Origin of the sequence: Aromatoleum anaerobium, from assembly GCF_012910705.2 — a bacterium.
GTDB lineage: Bacteria > Pseudomonadota > Gammaproteobacteria > Burkholderiales > Rhodocyclaceae > Aromatoleum > Aromatoleum anaerobium.
The window spans coordinates 291,496-312,277 of record NZ_WTVG02000039.1; the positions used below are offsets into that span (position 1 = coordinate 291,496).

Genomic DNA, 20,782 nt, shown 5'->3' on the forward strand with positions numbered 1-20,782 from the left:
ATGGGGAAAAACGTCAAATGAACCGTCGATAGCAGCACAAACGATGCAAAAACCCTATCGCGCCCAGCAAAACGGCGTTAACCCCGCTCGCGCGTCTAATCGGTCCTGCGAACGAAAGATTCACAAACTCTGAGGCCGCACGGCGGTTTCTCGCACGGCACCGCTTCGGACCGCGGCATGAGCGCGCCGCGCGCCCGGAAGGATAGAATTCCCGGACCCGGCTCTCGCACAGCGCAGGGGCTTTTCCCTTCCCACGACCCGACGGAGGTGCATTCGTGTCCAGACTACTCGTTCTCACGGTGATCGGTGACGATCGCCCCGGGCTCGTCGAAGAGCTCTCGTCGGTCATCACCGCCCATCACGGCAACTGGCTCGAATCGTCGATGGCCCAGCTCGCCGGCAAGTTCGCCGGACTGCTCAAGATCAGCGTGCCGCCCGAACAGGTGCAGGCGCTGGAGACTGCGCTGGCGAAACTCTCGGCGCTGCGCGTGATGGTGGAATGCTCGATGGACAGCGCCGCCGAAACCGCCCACCGCCATCGCCGGCTCTCGTTCAGCCTCGTCGGGCACGATCGCATCGGTATCGTTCGCGAAGTCTCGCAGGTGTTTGCGCGCCACGGCGTCAACGTCGAAAAACTCGTCACCCGCACGTCGACCGCGCCGATGTCGTCGGAGACGCTGTTCCATGCCGAAGCGGAGCTGAAGGCCGGCGAGCATGTCGATGCCGACGCGCTCAAGGCCGATCTCGAGCGTCTTTCGAACGACCTGATCGCCGATATCAACCTCGACGAATTGGTCGGCTGAACTCACTGCGATCAGTAACCGACGCGGTTGCGCCCTTCGCCCTTGGCGCGGTACATCGCCTCGTCGGCGTGCCGCATCAGCGCATCCTCGTCGGCGCCGTGGTCGGGATACAGCGCGATGCCGATGCTCGACGAGATGCTGGCTTCTTTCCCGTCGACGACGAAAGGCTGCTCCAGCGCCAGGCGGATCTTCTCGGCAACCACCGCCGCATCGTGGCCGGACTCGATCTCCGGCAGCAGCACGACGAATTCGTCGCCGCCGCGGCGCCCGAGCATGTCGCTCGAGCGCACTGCGTGCTGCATCCGTCTGACCGCTTCGCGCAGCAACTGATCGCCGGCGTGGTGGCCAAGTTCGTCGTTCACGCGCTTGAAATGGTCGAGATCCACGAACAGCAGGGCGAACCGGTGGCCATACCGCCTCGCCTGATCCACCGCATGTGTCAGCTGCTGGCTGAACATCAGCCGGTTCGGAATGCCGGTCAGCACGTCGTGCGTCGCCAGGTGGGCGATGCGGCGTTCGACGTCCTTGCGCTCGGTGATGTCCAGCAGCACGACGATCGCGCCCTTCAACCCGTCTTCGGCGCGGGCAAGCGGAGCATCCGACACCAGCGCGGTGAGCAGCTGCCCGTCGCCGCGCACAAAGTCCGTCTCGTAGCGTCTGCCCTGCCCCCTGGCCAGCCGCGCAAGGATCTGTTCACGCTTCTCCGCCTCGCCGCCTCGCCACAACTCGTCCAGCGGCCGGCCGAGCAATTCCCCTTCGCTGCGCCCGAGGATCTCGGCCAGGCTGGGATTCACGAAAGTCAGGCGAAATTCCTCATCGGTGGCCGCAATTCCCTCCTGCGCCACATTCACGAGTGTGCTGTACCGGCGTTCGCTCTGCAGCAGCGACGCCGTTGTGCGCGCCAGCGCCCTCGCGCGCTCGCGGGTCAGCGCAAAAAACCATGTCGTCATGACGAACAGCAATCCGACCATACCGATCGCGGCCAGTTCGGCACCTCGCACATCGAACCGCGACGCATAACCCGGCAGCGCCTCGAACCTCACCAGCCACGTGCGACCGGCCAGCGTGAGGTGCTTGACGCTCGCGAATTCGGGCTGCTCGTCGGCAACCCGGCCCGGATGGCTGTCATACAGCAGGGATTGCGGGCGTTCATCCTGGTCGAAGACCCTCAGGCGCACGCCTTCCGAATGGGGTCCGAGCATGCCCTGCATCAGATCCGTCATGCGGAACGGCATATATACCCAACCGTGCAGCGCCCGCCGCCGCTCGTCTTCGCTCGTGGTCGGCATGCCTCTCACGAACACCGGGGTGTAGATCAGCACGCCCGCCTGGACATCGGCAGTCGTTTCCTGGACGAGCGTGGTCTTGCCCGACAGCGCAGCGCTGCCGGTGCGCAGCGCGCGGTCCATCGCCTCGCGGCGCACCGGTTCGGAGTACATGTCGTAGCCGAGTGCGCGCTGGTTGCGCCAGTCGAGCGGCTCGAGCATGACGATGCTCGAATAGCCGCCGCGCGGCCCTTCCGGCCACACACGATAGGCGTCGAACCCTTCGGCGCGCAGCGCGTCGATGTGGGATGCGAGCTCTCCGGGTTCGAGCCAGAGCGCGAAGCCCAGACCCTGAACACCGGGAATGTCCTCTCCCAGCTTGAGCGTACGGACGTACTCACGCCATGTCCGGCGATCGACGGCGTCCGTCACCTCGAACAGGCCTCGCCCTCCGCGCAACACGAGGCGGTAGGCAAGAAACCGTTCGTCGATGCGCACCGCGATCTCAGCAGCTTCGGACTCGAACTGGCCGGCGATATCACGCTGATATTCCTCGGATTGCCGTACCCACACCACCCACGTCGCGAGCGCCGCGAGTGCCGCAGCGAGCAGCGTCATCGTCAGAATCCGGCCGGGACGGCGCATCGGCCAGCTTCCGGCACTCGCGATGTTAGAGTCGTTGGCCATGCTCGCGTCTCGTTGTGTTGGCAACCGGGTCACGTCCCGGCAGAAGGGAGCAGGAGTTCGGCACGACTGTTTCTGCTTCGTCGGGAGGTCGGACAACGCAGCTCCGGAGGCGCAACGCGATACGGCCTTGCGGTATCCTTCGCGGTCTTACCATTCCTGTTCACCCAGACTCCACAGCCCATGGCCCAATATGTAATGTCGATGCTCCGCGTGAGCCTTGACAATCCTAGTGTTTCCGCCAGATTACGCCTATCATGGTAACAAAATGGGGGAACGGATCGAGTGGGCCACATCACGGAAAGGAACGGCAGGTGGAGGGCTGAGGTTTGCGTAGATCGAAAACGCAAATCCAAGTCGTTTGGAAATAGGGATGCCGCCGAAGCCTGGGCGTCGCTGCAAGAAGGCAAGGTCAACGTATCGCCTCACGCTAACAAGTCCGTGTCGAGTCTTCATTTGTCCGAAGACGAGATTGTCGGAAACGCGCTTCCTTTCGTTCGGCTGTCCGGCATCTACTTCCTGACCCATGGCAGAAATATCGCCTATATCGGGAAGTCGCGCCACCTGATGCGGCGCGTAGCTCAGCACAACAATAACGGTGTCGAGTTCGATGGGTACTACTTCATCTTGTGCGAAGAATCGAGGGCTGCTGTCCTCGAAGAGTATTACATCAAGAAGTTCAACCCGCCCATTAACGTCGTATTTCGCAGTGCAGCCCAAAGAGCGATGAAGCCAGACCCTCAGTGGATTGATCTTGACGAATTGAGGGTCTCGCTCGCCAAATAACGGCTCTATTTGCGCTCGTCTGTGGCGTCAACATTACCTCGACGCCTCACTGCAGTCCGCCGCCACCTGAGCGCAGCGCTCGCCCCACTGCACCATCTGCAGATCCCAGCGCATCATCTCCGCCTCACTCGGGCCGGTCGGCTCCCGAGTTTCTTGCCGATCCAGCCGAAGACGGCGCGTGGCTGATCGCCTATAGTGCCTGCATGGAGCCGTATGCATTCCCGCTGATCGTCGGCACTGTTGCGCTGGGGATCTGGCTGTTCGACAAAATCCCCCGAGAGTGGCGCTATGCTCTCGGGGGTTTGATGTTGCTGCTGCTCGTCGGCGCTACGCCTCTTCGCCGAGCGACGCCCGCACAGCCTTGCTCAGCGACACCAGCGCCGCGAGATCGCTCGATCGCTGCAGCACGCCGGCCTTCACCGTCAGAACCTCACGCTCGTCGGTCAGGACCGTGAGGTCGAGACCCGTGATCTGCCCCTCTCTCGCAAGATACAGGAGCTTTTCGAGGGTTTTCTCGCATTCTCGGGAACTCGCGGCATGGATCGGAACGACCTTCAGCGTGGGCGCAGATTTGAGTTCCTGGCGCGGCTTGCGTTGGAGCCGCGCCGGTTGCGGTTGAATGTCAGCGGGTTGAGTAGTAATCTTCATTTCGGAACTCCCTTTCAAGTCGGTTCTGATTCATCGGCGCCTCAGCGATGCCAGTCGCTGGGGCGCTTTCATTTATGGCCATCATCATACTCTCGCACCAGAAGCGGCATCGCCTTGCGGTGGTCGACCCGCGCCAGAGCCTGATTGCGGGACCAGCATCGACAGCTTCGCCAGCCCCTTCGGCAGCACCATGACCTGCTCGCACGTCTTCTCGCTTCCGTCCTCGCGTGTCGCGACGTACACCTTGTGCGTGAGGTAGCCCGACTGGATCTTGTCCTGATAGGCGACGGCGCCCGAACCGCCAGCCCGCCGGTAGATCCACTTGTTCGCGATCATCCAGTCGATGAGGCGCCGCGGCGGGACGTCGAGATTCTTCGCCGCGTTGGTGAGGTTCAGTCGGCCGTCCGAGACAGCGATCCGATCGAGTGCCTCGACCTTCGGCGACTGCTCGGCCACCTTCTCTTCCAGAGCGATAACCTTCTCGCTGTAGTTCAGCAGAAGCCCTCGCATCGCGGCGGGGTCGTTGAGCACCTGCATCGGGTCGCTTGCGGGACGTTGCGCCAGTTCCCAGAACGCCTTGACGAGCCGCTTCTTGAACGCGCGGACGATGTCGCTGTTCCGCATGTAGGTCAGCAGGAGGGTCGATTGCTGCTCGTTGAGCATTGCGACCTCGCGCTTTTGGGTGCCGCCAGCGGTTTCAAAGGGTCGCATTTCAAATGCGACCCTTCCAAACTCTTCGAGATCAGCGAGATAGGTCCGCACAAGCTGAAGGACCGCCCGATGTTCGTTCTCGGTTCCATCGGCAATCGCCAAGCTGCTTGTGACCGCTTGGCCGCCGGTGATGGTGACGATGTTCATGCCCGCGCCTCCTTCTTCGCTTCGGCTTCTTCGCGGAAACGGCGGACCATCTCGACGAGTTCCGCGTTCATCGAACGAAAGTTGCGCTGCCCTTGCTCCTGAACCCACAGGGCCAGCGGCATCGGCATGCGAATTTGCCCGCGCCATGCGTCAAGTTTCTTCTGTAATGCCATGATCAAGGCTCCTAGTTAGTGGCTTAGCGACAACCAAGCACACTGCTAGGCTAGCAAAGTGCTTTCTTGTTCGCAAGCACTTTGCTTAGTACTCTGCAGGTCATGAGCACGAAAGACATCCAAACCAACATCCGACTGCCTGAAGATCTCAAGGCGAGGCTCATCGATGCAGCAAAGGAGAGCCAGCGCTCGATGGGGGCCGAAATCGTCGCCCGCCTCGCTGCGAGCTTCGACGCCAACCCTGATCACGAACAGACGCTGCAGCGGCTGGCCGAAGCGAGCGAACTGATCGAGATGCTCAAGGCAGCAGTGGTGCTTCAGCAGCGGACGTCGGACGCCTCGGTTGCGATGGCCGAGTACGCCGCGATGATCTTCGCCGGCGCGATGCGCAGCGTGCCGAAGGATGTTCTCGAACAGATCCCGGAACTCGATCACGCGCGAACGTTTGCGGACAGATTGGTGGAGAAGGTGACGAAGCGAGCCGGGAACGACTCGGTCATCAAGGCGCTGCGCCAGGCAGCCAGTGAGGAGGCGTTCGACGAGACGTTCCAGAAGTCGCTGGAGAAGGTCGGCTTTGTCGCCGAGGAACAGGTGCCTACCCCCAGAAAGCGCCGCCCCCGCGGCCGTAGCTTGCCCGCCCCACCCCCGCCCGCTATCCTCTGCTCATGAGCACAATCTCTTTCGACACCTTGGAAGCCACCCGCAAGCTGCGAGACGCCGGTTTCGACGAGAAGCAGGCTGAAACCGTGGTTCGGGTGCTGTCGGACGCGCAATCCAATCTCGTCACGCGCGAGCATTTCGACGCCAAGCTCGCGGTAGTCGAAGTCAAGATGGACAAGCTGTCCTGGATGCTCGGCGCTGTTCTTGCCGTCGCAATCGCCAACTTCGCGAAGCAGTTTTTCTGAACGGCGGCTCCATGTGCGAAGCGCGCCTCGAAGGAGCCGCCGGCATCGGCATCATTGCGGCGTTGATGAGGCTGGGGTGATCAGTCGTCGTCCTGCTTCTGGCTGATCTTCTTGCCGATCCAGGCAAAGCCGCACCATATGGCGCCGAGCCACACGAAGCAGATCAGCGCCTCGATCATTCGTCGAGCGCCTCTTCGACGCGCCGACGCAGTTCCGGCGGCGCCAGCTTCACGATACGGCCTGAACGTTCCATCTGCAGCTGCCTGATGCGGTGCTGAACCTGCCGCGCGTTGATGAGGATCGGGGCGTCCGGATTCCTGTGATTCCAGTTCGCCAGTTCTTCCTGTGCCGATCGTACCGCATCCGTATCCCGGTCCGAGATGCCGCGCGCCATCTTGCCGACGATCTCGGCTTCCATTCGCTTGTTATAGCCGATCAGTTCGTTCACTTCGAAGGCCTTCCTGCCGGCTTCCGCCTTGACCGTCGGATTGAATCCCGCCATCTGGATCAAGGCGTCTCCGATATCAACGTCGACGATCTTGCGGCCCGCCATGTCGCGCGCCTCGCCAGTCCGCGCCATCTCGACGCCCTTCACCGCGTCCTGTACCGCCTTCGGCGCGAACGCCTTGGCGGCGCCGGTCGCATTGCCAGCCATCAGCAACTGCGCCCCCTTCATTGCCGACAGCGCGAACGATCCTGGTACGCCGAGCACTTCGAGCGCCTCGCGTTCCTTGTTCGCCTCGGACGGTTTGAACGCCGCGGTGCCCGGGAGCAGGTTCCCCATTCCCATCCGGCCCGAGACGTCGAGCGGCAGGAACGCGGAAACGCCTGAATTGACGAACTCGCCCAGCTCTTTCCCAAGCATGTCGTGCAGGTGGTTGCGCAGTTCCATCTTCGAGATCGTCGCCTTGCCGAAGAAGACCTGCGAGAACGTGTCGATGAGGTCGAGCAGGTCATCCTCGCCAGGCATCCCGGCCAGTCCCGCGGTGGCGAACAGGATGCCGAGCATCAGCGCGGCCGCTTTCTTGCCTTCCGGACCGGACTGCCACATGCGCGCGGCGAGCTCGAGGTAGGCGATCGAGAACTGGCGGAAGACCAGGATGGCGCCGCCGACGTTGCCGCGCGCCCAGTTCGGTCGGTTGTGTTTCGCATACACGCCCTGGGTCTCGACGACGGCCCGCTCGCCGAATTCGTAGGCTTCCTTCATGTCCTTGCCCTGCGCCTTCGCCATGTTGTACGCGGCGATGAACGTCGATTTGCGGTTGAGCTTCTCGACGATCGCGAACGGTGCGCCCCACAGCGTCATGAAGGCGCGCGCCCGGTAGGCAAGCCCGCCGCTGCCGAGCTTCGAGATCAGCGGCTTCATCGACTCGGCGTAGAGGTGGAAGACCTCATTGCTATCGACGATGCCCGCTTCCTCGGCGCGCTTGACCGCATCCGCGAGCTCGGCGTCCTTGATCTTGCCGAACGCCATCGAATAGGCGCGCGCAAGGTGTCCCATCGCCTCGCCGGGCGCAAAGCCCTTGACGCCGAATTGCGACAGGAACGGCAGGGACATCGTCAGCGTCTGCGTGGCATTGACGGCAGCGGAGGCGGCCGAGCCCAGCAGATACCACGTCGCCATCAGTCCGCGCACGTTGCCGCCCTTGTCGGTCGGCTCGGTGATGGTCTCCAGCAGCTTCTGCGCTTCCTGCTGCACGTCGCCCGGCATGGACTCGTCCTGCAGCATCTGCTGCATGTCGGCCAGATGGTAGGCGTAGCCGGCCCGCTTGCCGTTCGACGTGATGAACGACGCCAGCACCCGCGGCAGGTCGTCCGAGAAGCCCTGATAGCCTTTCCGATGCACCATGCGGCGCATGGCCGAGCGGCTCGACGTCGCCTCCTTGTACCACGACTGCATCACGTCATCGACCGCGATGCCGGACTCCTTGGCGAACAGCATCAGGGTCTCGGGATTGACGCCCTGGTACATCTTCCACTCGTCCGGGTTCGTGACCTCGACCTCGCCGACGGTGAAGCCCTCGGCCGCCGGGAAGTCCTGCAGCAGCTGCCGGCGCGCGCGGTTGGCTTCGAACGCGGATTCGTAGCGCGACACGTATTCGGTCGTGCGCTTGCCGCTCTCGTCCTGCGACGTCACAGCGACCCGGTATTGCCCGAAGCGCATCAGCGGCATGTACCCCGCTTCCTTCAGCCGCGCCGCCTTGTCGAAGATCGCCGTGATGCGGTCGGCGGTGTCCTGAATGTCGGCGACGCGACCCTCTTGCTTCGTCACGGCCGCCTTCGACCTGTCGTCGCCCATCTCCGCGGCGCGCAGCTTCGCATCCTCGAGGTTCTGCTGCTCCTGCTCGAGTACGCCGTACAGCGCCTCGCCCATCGCTCGGCTCGCGTCCTGCGGGTTCTCGGCGATCCAGGTGCGCAGGTCCGCGTTGTCGGTGTGCCGGCGCAGCAGGCCCCACGCTTCGCCGGCTGCGGCTTCGTCGAGACTTGCATCGAGCGCGGCGCGCGCCTGCCGGTACAGGTCGATCTGCTTGTCGGTGAGCTTCACGAAGCGGTCGCCGACCTTTACCCCATCGCGCAAGTGCTGCTCGGTGAAGACGACGCCGTTCATCGGCCCGGCGCCGTCGTAGAGCGTGCCTGCACTCAGCACATCGGCGACCGCCTTCAGGTCCGCGCGCTCGGTCTGCCCACGGCCAAAGACTGCCTTCGCGGCGTCCCTGATGTTGGACAGATCGAACTTCGGCAACAGGTTCGGCGCGAGCTCGGCCGGCCGAGACATGGCGCGCGACGAGTCCATGAACATCGCGTGCGCGCGCGTCCAGACGGCTTTGAACAGCGGGTTCTTGGTGCTCTTGTGGTACTGGGTCTGCAGCGTGCGCGCGAGCGGGCCGAATACGCCGGGACGCTTCACCACGTCGGCGAGGAAGTCGCGCGCCTTCGCGCTGACCGACTCGGCATCCGGCGCGAGGGTAGCCGCCCGGCTGAACTGGATGCTCGGCTTGATCTTGCTGCCCTGATCATTGATACTCGAAGCGCCCCCAGCAAACGGCGGAGTAGGTGAGTCGTCAGAGGCTTTTGAGCCAATGCGGCCGCTCTCCGGTAGCCCTGCCGGGGGTTTTGCGTTTACGACGATGTGGTCGTAATCGCTCGCCCCATCCTCGCTCATCGCCACCTTCGCCGCCCCGTGCGCGAGATTCACCACGTCCTGCGCGGTGAGCTGCTTCGGGCTGACGAGGCCGAGCGATTCCAGCGCCTTGCGGACGGCGGCCATGAACTGAGCGAACCACTTGCCGAGCGCGGATTGCGTCTCTGCGGTCGGGTCGATGCCGGCTTTTACGGCTTCTTCCACGAAATACGCCAAGGTCTCGGAATCGCTGCCCGTCTCGCCCGCCGCTTCCACGCGCCGCAGTGCCGCCTTGGCAATACGCGATTCGACCGTACCGGATTCCTGCGACCAGTTGCGGATCTTCGTCAGGAGAACTTTTCTTGCGAAAGGAGAAAGAATCTTCTCCATCCCCAGGTGCTCGCCGACCTCGTGCAGGAACACCGCGCGCTCGTTGCCCGGTCGGATATTGTCGGCGATGAAGTAGGCTTTGCCGTCCTTGACGAAGGCCTGTGCGCCGGCTGCATCACGCGACTGGATGACGCCCTGCTCGACGAGTTCAGCGGCGGACTGCACGACGATGATGCGCCCCTTGCGGAACGGGCCGACGAGGGAGGCGATGGCGGAACGGATGGCGTCGGGGGTGGTGGCTCGCGCGGTTACTGATGCGCGCGCCTCTTTGCCGTCGTCGATGCCATCTGCTACATTTCGATCCGTGCTTTGGCCCGATGGGATCGTGGCCGACTCCCCGGTAGATCTCGGGGTCGGCGCAGCAAACGGGATCGACGAACCGGAATCGATAGAAGGCTGGGCCCGGCCTCCCCAAAGCACCTTCCACCCTTTGTTATTGACGAATCCGCTCCGCGCCGGGAAGGCCGAACGCACGGTGTAGTAGTCGCCGGATTCGTCTTGAGCCTGCCGCAATTCCACGAACATCACCCGGTCGTTGCTAACCTGATGAATGGCGACGAGTTGTGATGTCGCGCCAGGCTGCCACACCTGATCGATGTGTTTGGCGATATCCGCCACGAACTCTGCAGCACCCCTAAAGCCTAGCGCCCGAATGTCCTTCCCGTGGCGCAGTTCGATGTGACGCTCTCCGTAAGAGTCATCTCCACGCTCAAGGCGGATCTTCCCGGGCTGACGGCGCATTACCTGTGCCATGTCGGACGTGATCTCGCCGAAGTCGATGGAGCCGTCAGGCGATGGCACGAACTCGGTTGCGCCGGCACGCGAGAACTGCACCCGCTCCTGTCCTGCGGCTTCGTTCGTGTCCGCTGCCGTGTCCGCCTGCTTCCCTTGCTCGGCGCGGGGCGCGATCGCCTCGCGGATCACCGGAGCGGTCGCGACCTCGGGTTGCTTGCCGGGGTCGTCGTGCGTCGGCTCGGTCACGCGCTCGGCGACGGTGTCGAGGTCGGAGCCTACCTTCTGCCCGGGTTGCGCAGCCGCTTCATTCCCGCCTTGCGGGCGATATCGTCCACCTGCCGCATATACTCCACCGCTGCCGGCGACGGCGGGTTGTACGCCAGATGGAGGCCGCACGGCATCGGCGCCGGATACGGCTTGTTGCGCCGTTCCTCGTTGCGGCGTTGCTTCGACGGCTTTTGCGGGCGTAGCGCCATTGACTGCAGTCTCCTGTGCAGGTTGAACCGGTTTGCGGGTGTCGCCTTTGCGCACCGCCCATTTCGTACTGAATGGAATATCAGTAGTATCTGCGTTTGATGAATCTGATGTTGCGCCTTGGTTTGTCGCTTCAGGAGATCTGAAATGGGAAGGCCGAGCACTGGCGGTCACGTTCGTACGTTCCCCCGCCACAACACCGCGTACCGTCTCATTAGCGTTGAGATTGACGGCATCAGACGGCAGCGCTTTGAGCACCGTCTCGTCGCCGAGGCCGCGCTCGGAAGACGGCTTCGGCGAAACGAAGTCGTTCACCACATCGACGGGAACGGGCTCAACAACTCCATCGACAACCTTGAGGTCATCGACCAGCGGACGCATCAGCGCATCCACCTCATGACCGGGCCTCACAAATGGAGCATTGACGCTGCCGTCGCCCTTCGCAATGAAGGGCTCACGCTGAGGTCCATTGCCGATCGCTTCGGCGTCAGTCAAAGCTCGATTCGATCTGGATTCCTGCGTCGTGGAATATCGACCAGGGACGCCAGATGGAAGAACGCCATTCTCCGGGTCGAAGATGTTGCCGCGCTGCTCAGGCGCGGCCTTACCCATCGACAAATCGCTGCCGAGTTCGGGTCGAGCGCGACCTCCGTTGGTCGATTCATTCGCGAACACAGTATCAGCGCTGCTGGCTGATTCCTTTCTAGTCGAAACCGCCTGCACCGCAAACCGCCCCGCCACGGTCGGATGCGGCACCGCTTCGAACGCTTGCCCGCTCGCCTGCGACTGCTCGGCGGCGCGGCGTTGGGCGCCTTCCTGCGTCATCGGGAGGCCTGGGCGGCGCGAATTATCGGGCGTTATCCCGGAATCCATAATTGCCCGATCCACGGCGGCGAACGGCGGCAACTCGGCACGTTCCGGCTCAACCGGCTTCGTGCGATCCTCAATCAGCTTGCGCTCTTCCGGCGTGGCGCGGCGCTGCTCGAAACCGTTCTTCTTCAGCACGGATTCATAGCGCGGCAGCGGATTGCGCGTATCGGGGTCGGCCAGCACCGATTCCAGCAGCTCGCGCCGGTACTGCTGCGCGGCATCCTCGGGCCCGGTCAGCATCTGACGCGGCAGCGTGCCGACTTCGCGCGCCTCGCCGTCCAGCGTGTTCGGATCGAACGGCGACGACTGGCCGGGGGCGGCAAGGTCCGTACCCTGAGAACCGAACGGCACGACATCGGTGCCGGGTTGCGCCGGCTGTTCCGGCTGCGCATTCGGCCTCGTCCAGTTCGGGCGGCTGTCGAAGCCTTGCCAGAACGTGTTCAGCGCCTCGGCGGCCTGTTGGCGCGTCAGCGGGTCCATCTCCGGATTGCGCGCGATGGCCGCAGCGCGCAGCACTTCATTGACGGATTCCGGGCCGTAACCGTCGGCCTGGCGCACCGCGCGCATGGTCGGCGGGGTGATGCGCGAGAGAATGTCCGCAAACGGGTCGGCCTGAACCTGTGACGAATCGTCACGGGTTGCGTCGGTCGTGGCGTCGGCTCCGGCCTGCTGCGCCGCTTGGGCGGCCTGCGCGAGCGTATCGGCACCGGTCGCCTGCGCGGTCGCTGCGGCGCGGGAGAGAGGGCCGGCGTTGGGGTCAATGGGGGGAGCGTAGCGCGTCATCCCGCCTGCGACACCGCCAGGGCCTGCGCTCGCCAAACCTTCCGCCGTCGCTTGTCCTGCGACGCCCTGCCACGTCGGCGCATCGTAGCCCGAGCGTTGCGCGGCGATGTTCGCAGCCAGTCGTTCCTGTCCGCCCTGCGCAGCTTCCGGCAAGACTTCCTGAACCGCTCCCGCCCCGATGCGACCAACAAGACTCTTGATCCCGCTCGTTGCCCCGCCTAGCACGCGCTCCACGCCGGTTGAGCCAGCCAGTACGCCCAAGCCTGCGCCGAGTGCGATCTGGTCCGTGTTCGGCCCGGCATAGGCTTGCGCGGCGGTTGCCTGTGCCTGCGCCTGCTCGGGTGTGAGGCCGGCGTCCTGTGCGCGCTTGACCTGATCGTCGTAGATGCTGCCCTTGACCGCGCCTGCGCCCATGCCGGCGCCAATCGTTCCCGTGGCGGCAGTCGGCTTGATGCCGAAGCGACTCGCAATCAATCCGCCTGCGATGACCGGCACGAGCGAACCGGCGGCGTTCGCGGTCGCGGAAACGGGCGACTCAAGGAAGTTCTGCCCAGCGGCTTTCACCTCCTCCCATGTGCTGCCGGTCTTTTCTGCGGCAAGCGAGCGTTGCGCCTGCTGCTGGCGTTCCAGTTGGCGCGCGGGCGACTGCATGGCTTGCGCCCCTTCGGCGAAGCTGCCGATCCCTTGCGACACGGCACTCCCCGCGCCGAACGCATCGGCCAGCGCCTTGGTCGCGTTCGCCGCCCCTGCCGGGACTTCCAGCGCCACGTCGGCGAGACTGCGAATCAGGCCGGGTTTTTCTGGCGACGGCGGGGCCTTCCAGTTCGGATCATAGGTCAGGTCCGGCCCGCTATCCGCCTTCGGCTTCCAGTTCGGATCGTAGCTCAGGTCGAGTGCCATCACTGCCCCTTCTGAAATTGCTGCTTGTAGGCGGCTTGCAGCTGCGCATCCGTGACGTTCGCGCCCGGGTTCTTGGCGCGGATCTGCGCGGCGAACTGCTCATACGACGGGCCCGGTTGTGCCGTGCCGCCTGATGCGAGTTGCACGCCCTGGCTGACGAATTGTTCCAACGTCATGGGCTTCCCGTCCGCGCCAACGGGCTGCATGGTGGAGGACGAATACGCTTTCACCAGATCGGTGACGAGCTTCCCGCGGCTGTCGTCGCTCTTGCCGTTGCTGCGCAGCAGGTTGAGCCGCTGAATCGCTTCCTGGTTGCCGGAAAGCGCCTGCTTTTCCAAGTCTGCTTCTTGCTGTTTGCGGCTCAACTCAATGCGCGCAAGGTCATTACGCAGTCCGCGTCCCGCTGCGTCACGATCCGGGGCGGCATTGCTCACTCGGATCGAGTTGTCGCCCTGCGCGGCGATCTCGGCGAGGCGCGCGCGCAGTTCAGCCGCTACCGGATCGGCGCGGTCCATCGCGGCTTGCGCGAGGCCCGTCACGTAGTCGCCGGTCTTACCAGTGCGCGCCACCGCATCCGGCACGATCTGATAGCCGAGTTCGGGCACCGCCTGCGCGCGGTCACGACCGGCGATGATCTCCACCGGCTGCGCGGCGTACTGCTGCGCGGCGCGATTGGTCAGCGCATGGAATGCATTCACCTCGTCCATGTTCGTGGTCTGCTTGGTCGTGCCGTCCTTGTACTGCACCGTCGCCCCTCCGCTGCCCCAGATCACGCGGGCGATCGGCGACTGGTCGAGTTCGGCCTGCGCGGCCTGCGCGTCGGCCATCACGGCGGGGTCGATTGCGGGCGCGCTCGGTTGCGCAGCCGCGGCAGGTTTCGCGGCACGCGCGGCGAGTCCCGCGATGGGGCCACGCTTCGGCGCGGCAGCCGGCGCAGCGACAGGCGCAGGGGCAGCGTTCGCGGTCGGCGCCACAGCGGCTTGCGGGCCTTCCAGCGCGGCGCGACGGCGCGCGATATCGTCCTGGCGCTCCCGGTCGGTCATCTGCGGCGCTTGGGCGACTTGCTGCGGTTGCCGTGAGGCGAGGAAGCGATCACGATCAGAGTCGCTGGTGAAGCCTTCACCAAACGATCCGCCGCCGGTCGCGCTGGCGATCCCGCGTCCGATTCGCCCGGCCAGTCCGAAGGTGGCCGCATCGCCGACGTTGGCGAGCGTGCGTGCGGTGTCGGCCGCCAGCGTGCCCAGCGGGGATTCCGCCCCGACACTGCGGTTGAACTCGTCGCGGTAGCCGTTGCCCATGTCGGCCAGCGATTGGCCGGCCCCGATGAGCCCGCCCGTCGCCGCCTGGAATCCCGGGATGCTCTTGGCGACGTTCGCGACGGTTTGCGGCACCACTTTCGCGCCGGCAGCCAAGCGGCTGATGAGTCCTTGCTTGGCTGCGGCGGGCGCTGCCGCCGGTGCGGCGCCGCGTTGCGCGGCCTGCGCGGCCTCGAACTCGGCCGCCGTGGCGGTGCCCACCCGAGCGCGATGGCCGGGCGGGATGTCGTAGTTGATGCTTGCGGCGGGGGTCGGCGTCATCCCCGCCGGGGCGGCGCCCACTTTCGGCGCGGCGCTGCGCGCGACGCGATCCGCGATGCCTTGCGACGACACGGGCGGCACGCTCGGGGCGGCTGGCGGCGGCGCAATCCCACTGATGCGTGGCGGCGTGCCGCCCGGCTGCAGCCTGCCCGGCTCCGGCGTGAAGTTGCGCAGTTCCGGCGCACGCGGCGCGGGTTGCTCGGGGAAGTTGCCCGGCTGCGGCGTGTAGTTGCGCAGCGCGGCACGCTTCGCCTGCGTCTCGCCGTAGAGGTCGTCGATCATGCCCCCGCCGGCTAAGCCCATCAGGCCCACGCGAGGGATGTTGCCGTCGCTGAAAGTCGTGTCGAGCGCACCGCCCGCGAACGGGCCGATGTTGCCGTCGCTGAAAGTCGTGTCGAGCGCACCCCCCGCGAACGGGCCGATGTTGCCGTCGCTGAAAGTCGTGTCGAGCGCACCGCCCGCGAACGGGCCGATGTTGCCGTCGCTGAAAGTCGTGTCGAGCGCACCGCCCGCGAACGGGCCGATGTTGCCGTCGCTGAAAGTCGTGTCGAGCGCACCGCCCGCGAACGGGCCGATGTTGCCGTCGCTGAAAGTCGTGTCGAGCGCACCGCCCGCGAACGGGCCGATGTTGCCGTCGCTGAAAGTCGTGTCGAGCGCACCGCCCGCGAACGGGCCGATGTTGCCGTCGCTGAAAGTCGTGTCGAGCGCACCGCCACGCGCAAAGCCGCTGAGCCTCTTGTGCATCGGCGCGACGGGCTTGCCGCCCGGCTCCTGGCCCGTCGTGTCGCGCACGAGCTGGTCGAGCCGCCCCTTGCCGACCACAGCGGTCGTCGCCTCGGGCAGCACGTACTCGCCACGCGAGAGCGCCGCGAGGTTGCTGTCGGAAGTGCCGGTGCCGGTGCCCTGCACGGCGCCGACCGGTGCGGCCGGCGGTGCGCCGTCGAAACTGAGCCCCTTCATGCGGCGGTCGAGGAGCTGCTGGTTGTTCAGGACTTTTGCCATGTGAGGCTCCCTTAATCGATCGTCTTGATGATGCTGATGTTGAAGCTGTTCGAATCGCTGTTCGTGTTGACGTTCGAGTCGCTGGTCGAGACGCTCTCGGACACTGACGTGCCGGACGAGTAGTTGAATTGCGACAGCGCGGCAGCGGCGAGCTGCGCCGCCACCTGGGCGCCAGCGCGGACGTTCTGCGACAGGATCTCGACCTGGCTGGTGAGCTTGGCAATCGTCGCTTTCGCCGCCTCGATCCGCACCTGCGCCGAAGCAACGTTCACATCGGACTCGGCGCGGTAGATCGTCGCTTCCGCATCCGCCCGGGCGGCCTGCGCACGGACGGTGGCGCTGAACGCCTCGACCTCGGCCTGATGTACGCCGGCCACGGCGCGCACGCGCTCGGCTTCGGCTCCGGCCTGCGTGCGGAACGCCTCGGTGCGGGCTTTGAAGAGGTCGATCGGCGCTTCCTGCTTGATCTTGAGCTCGACGTTCTTCTCCGCGGCCTTCGCCTCGACCAGCGAGCGGAACCCCTCGACCTGCGAGCGGTAGGCGTCGGCCTGGGCCTTGAAGACTTCGACTTTCGACACCTCAGCCTTCACGCGTGTCGCATAGCCGTCGTACTCGGCCGCTTTCGCTTTCACCAGCGACTCGTAGGCGCCGATGCGCGCCGCGTAGGCTTCGATGGTGGTGCGGTTCACTTCGGAGATCACCCGCGCCGCTTCGACCTGGGTGCGGTACACATCGACACGCGCCTTGGCCGCTTCGATCTGCGCCTTGTACGTCTCCACCAGCTGCGCGTTGAGCTCGCCGATGAGCTTCTGCCCTTCGATCTGCGCGCGGAACACTTCGAGGTGGGCGAGCTCGGCCTGCAGCTGGGCACGGAATGCTTCAGCGCGCACACCGAACGCTTTCACTTGCGCGTCGTACTGCGCGACTTGCGCCTGGAACACTTCGAGCGCGATCGTGAGCGCGAACTTCGAGGCTTCGAACGCACGCTGCGCGATCTGGCTCGCGTAGCTGATGAGGCCGGACTCGACCTGCCACGCCTGCTCGAAAGCGAAGCGCCGGTTGCTCTGCTCGAGCTCGGCCTGCTTGACCATGATCTCGCGCGACAGCTCGCTGTCCTTGTTCTGCGCTTCCTGTGCGGCGTCACTGAGGGCGATCGACAGCGCACCGGGCGGCTGGCTGAAGCCGCGGCTGGCGAACTGGCGCAGCACCTCGCGTGTCTTGCGCAGGGTCAGGGCGTTCTCACGCTCGCGAGCGCGGTTCCAGATCGCGCGCTCGACGTCGGGGTCGAGCCCGGTCGCCGCACCGTCGACCCAGCGCTGCAGCATCGCGCGCAACGACGTCAGCAGTTCGGAGGTGTAGCGCTCCTCGACGAAGCTGAACGTGCCGATGTCCGGCGCCGGCACGGTGAATTCCGGCACTGCGGCGTCGAACACTGGCAGGTTGAGCGCCGGCACGCCGGGGACTTCGACCGGCAGCATCGCCGGCGTGACCGGCATGTCGAACGCCACGGCCTCCGGCAGTGTCACTGTCTCAAGTCCCGGCGCGGCTGGCAGGCTCTCGGCGAACGGCGCCGGCGCGGCGATCGACAGGTCGATGTCAGGGGCCGCCGCCGTGAGTTCCGGCGCATTGCCAAGGTCGAGGGAGGCCACCACATCGAGCGTCGGCTCGGTCGGCGGCGCCGGCAGGTTCATCTCCAGACCGTCGGGGCGTGCTGGCGCGGCGGGGATCTCGATCGGCGTCAGCGTCGTCGACGCCAGCGCGACGTCTGCGTTGATGTCGGGCAGCGCGGTCAACTGCCCCGAGATGTTCGCGATCTCGCCGAGGAAGTTCATCGACGCGTTGAACGCGGTCGATGAGTACGCCTGTGAGCTGTCCCACCCACCCAGGATGATGTCCTCGGCGTTGAAGTTGAACGGCCGCGTGTATTGGGGGATCGGGTTGAACGGCTCCAGCCCGATGATGTTGCCGTTCTCGTCGTAGATGGGCATGTCAGAACTCCGTTACAGTTGCTCGATCTTGTGCTGAAACAGCCGGCCGATCTTGAGTCGACCTATGGTGGTGTAGCGCGGATAGGTGTATTGCTCGGCAATGACCTCGAAGATCAGCACGCCGCCGTACAACTGGCAGGCGCGCGCGGCATAGACCGGCATCGGCGGGGCGAGGCGAACGAAAAACGCCGGCATCGGGTCGCCGAAGCAGTCCTTGGCGTTGAACACATGCACACCGCTCGCATCGGGCAGCAAAAAGGCTACTGCGTCGGTCACCGGGTCATGCACGACAAGCTTTCCGCCATGCAGTCCGCCAAAGGTGTTGGCAAAGGGCCTGGTCTCCAGGCCGTCGATCTCGACTTGACTCCACCCCGCTGCGGCGCTGTACGTCCATAGGGCAAAGTCGTATTCGGACACGTCCGGGTCGCGCCAGCCGGCCAGCGACAGCCACGCCTTTTGCCCTGCGTTGTCCATCACGAACGCATGGGATACGCCAAGCGCTTCGCTCGATAGCGTCGCCGGCACGCTCGCCGTCCCATTGATGACGGACGTGAAGGTGATTTGCTGATTGGTGTTCGGGAAGGTGCCGGTCGGATGGGCGTAGGACGCCACCAGTCCCGCATCGGCCGAACCGGCGACGCTGATCTGGTTGTTATCCGTCGGCAGTTCCAGTTCGCCGGCTCGCGCAAGCGTGGTGCCGTCGTAGGCGCACAGAAAAAACGGCACGGGCTTGATGTGAAAGTCCGGATCGCGTCGCAAGAGTGTCACAGCAAAGCCGTCGATCGCGAACTGCCCGCCATTGACCGGGCTATAGACCACCGAGTCGTCCACCGTCATCTGCTGATAGACCATGTCGCCCGGCGACCAGTAGGCCAGCGCGTGCGCCGTGCCGCCGCCGGGGTAGAACGGCGCGAAGAAACGATTGCTGCGCGTGTCGATGGAGACTTCGACGTAGCTCAGTCCAGCGGAATCGAGTTTGAACGAACCGATCTGCGCCATCGTTTCGGCATTGAACGCATACACCGTTCCCGCGCCAGGACGGCGCTCCGGGTGCAGTTCCGCGTCGTTCGGGACTTCCTCGTCATCGCCGCGGGCATAGATGAATTTCCCGGTCGTATCCATCACTGCCGATGACATGATCCAGTCGAGGATCTGCGCGTACTGCTCGGTATTGCCCTCCCACACGCAGAACGCGCCACTCTTTTTCTGGCCGCCGGCATGCCGGTGAATGTTGATGTGGATCTCGGTCTGACCGTGGCGGCGCGAGGCGCCGAGGTTCGTACCATCTTCCAGCGTGAGCGTGCGCTGGTACTGCTCGACGCCTGCGCTCATCTGTCGGCGCACCTCATCGAGCAGCTTGTAGGCGGGTTTCAGGTAGGCCGCATGGACGGCGAGCGCGGGACTCGGCACGCCATTCACGAAGAAGCGCTTGCGGATCGGCTCCATCAGCCGACCTTCCTTGATGTCATCAGCGGATCGACGCTGAGCCGGTCGAACTCGAAGTCCGCGCCGTCGCGGTTGGCAATCTCGAACTGCCAGTAAGCGCCTTTCGCGCCGCGTCCGATCTTGGTGCGGCCCGCCGCGAGCGTCGCGTGGCCGGCGGCGGCCAGCGTGTAGTCGTATTCCTCGTGCTCGTCGATGATGACCTTCAGCGTCAGATCCCCGTCGGTGCGGTAATTGACGTACATCGCTTCGACGCGCTTGAGCTTCGGGTCGCCGAAGTCGGTCACAGCAAGGCGGGCCGATGCGTTGATCAGTGCCCCGGCATTGGTATCGCCGCCGAGCACGAACAAGCCTCCGGGCCCGGCGGCGAGATAGACGCCGTTGAACTTGGCGAGCCCCTTGATCGACAGTCCGCTGTAGGTCGTCAGCGCGCGATTCTCGGTGTTCAGCGCGTAGGCCGAATAGGTCGCACCGACGACGGTGCCGGCCTGCCCGCTGCTGAGGATCGCCGGCAGGGTGACGGTCGAGGAACCGATGACCTCGACGTAACCCGTCCCCTCGCCCGCGATGACCGGCAGCGTCAGCGTGCTCGATCCGAGCGCGCCGCTGAAGCCCGTCGCGGCCAGCGTGATTGCGGCAAGGGTCGCCGTCGAACTGCCGACGTTGGCGGTGATCGCCGCACCACTGGCAACCGGCAGCGGCAGACTCAGACTGGATCTGCCGACAATCGGCGTTTCCCCGTCTGCGCTGCCGCTGATCGCCGCGAGCGTGACCGACGAGTGTCCAATGTGCCCGACCAGAGCGGACGCGCTGCCGGTGATCGCGGGCAAGGTCTGCACGGACTCGGGCGGTGTGCTGCCGCTGCCGGTGATGGCCTCGAGTGTGGCCGCGCTGCTCGCCGTAAAGCCCGGATTCGCCGTGGCAGACCCGGTGAGTGCGATGTCCTGGTCGCTGGTCGCAATGACCCCAGCAAAGCCGGTGCCGCTCGCCACGATGGCCGGCAGGCTCCACACCGGCCCGCCCGCGCCCGATCCGGTGATAGCCTGCAAGAGCAGAGGCGAACCGTTCGTGTTGCGCGAATGCCCGACCAGCCCGCTTTCTGCCGTACCGCTGCCAGTGAGTGCGAGCAGGCTCGCGTCCGACGTGTTTGCCATAGATACCCCTGGCGTTGTGCCGTCGCCGATGATGGCCGGCAGCGAGGCGCTTGAATCATTGGTGGTGCTGGGCGCGGCTTCGGCGGTGCCGACGAAAGGTGTGCCCCCATGCGCCACATCCAGCGTCTGCGTGTCGAGCGTGCCGGTGGCGATGCGAACGAAGGGCGTGCCGAGATGCGCCGTATCCAGCGTCAGCAGGTCGTCGCGGGTCGGGAGTGCCATG

General features: G+C 65.1%; 16 protein-coding genes. 6 read left to right on the forward strand and 10 right to left on the reverse strand.

Annotated elements, in window-relative coordinates; all coding sequences use genetic code 11:
• The first annotated feature begins 275 nt into the window (after positions 1-275).
• Positions 276-803: a glycine cleavage system transcriptional repressor gene (locus GO606_RS13480; RefSeq protein WP_169120634.1), complete on the forward strand. Its 528-nt coding sequence runs from the start codon at positions 276-278 to the stop codon at positions 801-803.
• 11 nt (positions 804-814) lie between these two features.
• On the opposite strand, the gene GO606_RS13485 is transcribed toward GO606_RS13480, so the two are convergent.
• Positions 815-2,755 (reverse strand): CHASE domain-containing protein, encoded by a 1,941-nt coding sequence (locus tag GO606_RS13485; RefSeq protein ID WP_169120636.1) that lies wholly within the window; start codon positions 2,753-2,755, stop codon positions 815-817.
• Between the two features lie 282 nt (positions 2,756-3,037).
• Between GO606_RS13485 and GO606_RS13490 the strand changes: the two genes are divergently transcribed.
• Positions 3,038-3,538: a GIY-YIG nuclease family protein gene (locus GO606_RS13490; RefSeq protein ID WP_169120638.1), complete on the forward strand. Its 501-nt coding sequence runs from the start codon at positions 3,038-3,040 to the stop codon at positions 3,536-3,538.
• A 327-nt stretch (positions 3,539-3,865) separates the two neighbouring features.
• Here the strand turns inward: GO606_RS13490 and GO606_RS13495 are convergent, their stop codons facing one another.
• From GO606_RS13495 to GO606_RS13505, 3 genes are all read right to left on the reverse strand, one after another.
• A complete protein-coding gene (locus tag GO606_RS13495) occupies positions 3,866-4,186 on the reverse strand; it encodes a hypothetical protein (protein WP_169120640.1) in 321 nt (106 codons plus the stop codon).
• A gap of 84 nt (positions 4,187-4,270) precedes the next feature.
• Entirely contained in the window at positions 4,271-5,044 is a 774-nt protein-coding gene (locus GO606_RS13500) for a phage antirepressor KilAC domain-containing protein (protein WP_169120642.1), read from the reverse strand.
• The gene (locus GO606_RS13505) at positions 5,041-5,217 is read right to left on the reverse strand and encodes an Arc domain-containing protein (RefSeq protein WP_169120644.1); all 177 of its coding nucleotides are present in this window, start codon (positions 5,215-5,217) and stop codon (positions 5,041-5,043) included. The genes GO606_RS13500 and GO606_RS13505 overlap by 4 nt, the downstream gene beginning before the upstream one ends.
• Positions 5,218-5,319: 102 nt before the next feature.
• Between GO606_RS13505 and GO606_RS13510 the strand changes: the two genes are divergently transcribed.
• Positions 5,320-5,886: an Arc family DNA-binding protein gene (locus GO606_RS13510; protein WP_246979574.1), complete on the forward strand. Its 567-nt coding sequence runs from the start codon at positions 5,320-5,322 to the stop codon at positions 5,884-5,886.
• On the forward strand, positions 5,883-6,122 hold the full coding sequence (locus GO606_RS13515) for a CCDC90 family protein (RefSeq protein WP_169119570.1): 240 nt from the start codon (positions 5,883-5,885) through the stop codon (positions 6,120-6,122). Before GO606_RS13510 ends, GO606_RS13515 begins: the two co-directional genes overlap by 4 nt.
• Before the next feature lie 175 nt (positions 6,123-6,297).
• Here GO606_RS13515 and GO606_RS22140 read toward each other — a convergent pair whose 3' ends face one another.
• Together GO606_RS22140 and GO606_RS22145 are read right to left on the reverse strand one after the other, a co-directional pair.
• Positions 6,298-10,386, reverse strand: coding sequence for a PLxRFG domain-containing protein (locus GO606_RS22140; protein WP_425532216.1), 4,089 nt, complete (start codon positions 10,384-10,386; stop codon positions 6,298-6,300).
• Between the two features lie 257 nt (positions 10,387-10,643).
• Positions 10,644-10,844 carry a hypothetical protein gene (locus tag GO606_RS22145; RefSeq protein WP_169119572.1) on the reverse strand — a complete coding sequence of 67 codons (201 nt, stop codon included), beginning with the start codon at positions 10,842-10,844 and terminating at the stop codon, positions 10,644-10,646.
• 145 nt (positions 10,845-10,989) lie between these two features.
• On the opposite strand from GO606_RS22145, the gene GO606_RS22150 reads away from it, so the two are divergent.
• Positions 10,990-11,538, forward strand: a complete 549-nt coding sequence (locus tag GO606_RS22150) for an HNH endonuclease signature motif containing protein (protein WP_169119573.1) — start codon at positions 10,990-10,992, stop codon at positions 11,536-11,538.
• A 51-nt stretch (positions 11,539-11,589) separates the two neighbouring features.
• Complete coding sequence (locus GO606_RS22155) at positions 11,590-12,336, forward strand: hypothetical protein (RefSeq protein ID WP_169119574.1); 747 nt, start codon at positions 11,590-11,592, stop codon at positions 12,334-12,336.
• Positions 12,337-13,394: 1,058 nt separating this feature from the next.
• Here the strand turns inward: GO606_RS22155 and GO606_RS13525 are convergent.
• Genes GO606_RS13525 through GO606_RS13540 form a run of 4 tightly spaced genes read right to left on the reverse strand, consistent with a single transcriptional unit; the run spans position 13,395 to position 20,781 of the window.
• Positions 13,395-15,974, reverse strand: a complete 2,580-nt coding sequence (locus GO606_RS13525; protein WP_246979577.1) for a hypothetical protein — start codon at positions 15,972-15,974, stop codon at positions 13,395-13,397.
• 11 nt (positions 15,975-15,985) lie between these two features.
• The gene (locus tag GO606_RS13530; RefSeq protein ID WP_169119576.1) at positions 15,986-17,962 is read right to left on the reverse strand and encodes a hypothetical protein; all 1,977 of its coding nucleotides are present in this window, start codon (positions 17,960-17,962) and stop codon (positions 15,986-15,988) included.
• Positions 17,963-17,974: 12 nt separating this feature from the next.
• Positions 17,975-19,408: a hypothetical protein gene (locus GO606_RS13535; RefSeq protein ID WP_169119577.1), complete on the reverse strand. Its 1,434-nt coding sequence runs from the start codon at positions 19,406-19,408 to the stop codon at positions 17,975-17,977.
• Positions 19,408-20,781 (reverse strand): hypothetical protein, encoded by a 1,374-nt coding sequence (locus GO606_RS13540; RefSeq protein ID WP_169119578.1) that lies wholly within the window; start codon positions 20,779-20,781, stop codon positions 19,408-19,410. Before GO606_RS13540 ends, GO606_RS13535 begins: the two co-directional genes overlap by 1 nt.
• Position 20,782: the final 1 nt, after the last annotated feature.

What these genes read in the sequence shown, in the direction of transcription:
- GO606_RS13485 (WP_169120636.1), bottom strand. Translation starts at nt 2,755, where the DNA reads ATGGCCAACGACTCTAACATCGCGAGTGCCGGAAGCTGGCCGATGCGC.
- GO606_RS13495 (WP_169120640.1), bottom strand. Translation starts at nt 4,186, where the DNA reads ATGAAGATTACTACTCAACCCGCTGACATTCAACCGCAACCGGCGCGG.
- GO606_RS13500 (WP_169120642.1), bottom strand. Translation starts at nt 5,044, where the DNA reads ATGAACATCGTCACCATCACCGGCGGCCAAGCGGTCACAAGCAGCTTG.
- GO606_RS13505 (WP_169120644.1), bottom strand. Translation starts at nt 5,217, where the DNA reads ATGGCATTACAGAAGAAACTTGACGCATGGCGCGGGCAAATTCGCATG.
- GO606_RS13510 (WP_246979574.1), top strand. Translation starts at nt 5,320, where the DNA reads ATGAGCACGAAAGACATCCAAACCAACATCCGACTGCCTGAAGATCTC.
- GO606_RS13515 (WP_169119570.1), top strand. Translation starts at nt 5,883, where the DNA reads ATGAGCACAATCTCTTTCGACACCTTGGAAGCCACCCGCAAGCTGCGA.
- GO606_RS22140 (WP_425532216.1), bottom strand. Translation starts at nt 10,386, where the DNA reads ATGGCACAGGTAATGCGCCGTCAGCCCGGGAAGATCCGCCTTGAGCGT.
- GO606_RS22145 (WP_169119572.1), bottom strand. Translation starts at nt 10,844, where the DNA reads ATGGCGCTACGCCCGCAAAAGCCGTCGAAGCAACGCCGCAACGAGGAA.
- GO606_RS22150 (WP_169119573.1), top strand. Translation starts at nt 10,990, where the DNA reads ATGGGAAGGCCGAGCACTGGCGGTCACGTTCGTACGTTCCCCCGCCAC.
- GO606_RS22155 (WP_169119574.1), top strand. Translation starts at nt 11,590, where the DNA reads ATGCGGCACCGCTTCGAACGCTTGCCCGCTCGCCTGCGACTGCTCGGC.
- GO606_RS13525 (WP_246979577.1), bottom strand. Translation starts at nt 15,974, where the DNA reads ATGGCAAAAGTCCTGAACAACCAGCAGCTCCTCGACCGCCGCATGAAG.
- GO606_RS13530 (WP_169119576.1), bottom strand. Translation starts at nt 17,962, where the DNA reads ATGCCCATCTACGACGAGAACGGCAACATCATCGGGCTGGAGCCGTTC.
- GO606_RS13535 (WP_169119577.1), bottom strand. Translation starts at nt 19,408, where the DNA reads ATGGAGCCGATCCGCAAGCGCTTCTTCGTGAATGGCGTGCCGAGTCCC.
- GO606_RS13540 (WP_169119578.1), bottom strand. Translation starts at nt 20,781, where the DNA reads ATGGCACTCCCGACCCGCGACGACCTGCTGACGCTGGATACGGCGCAT.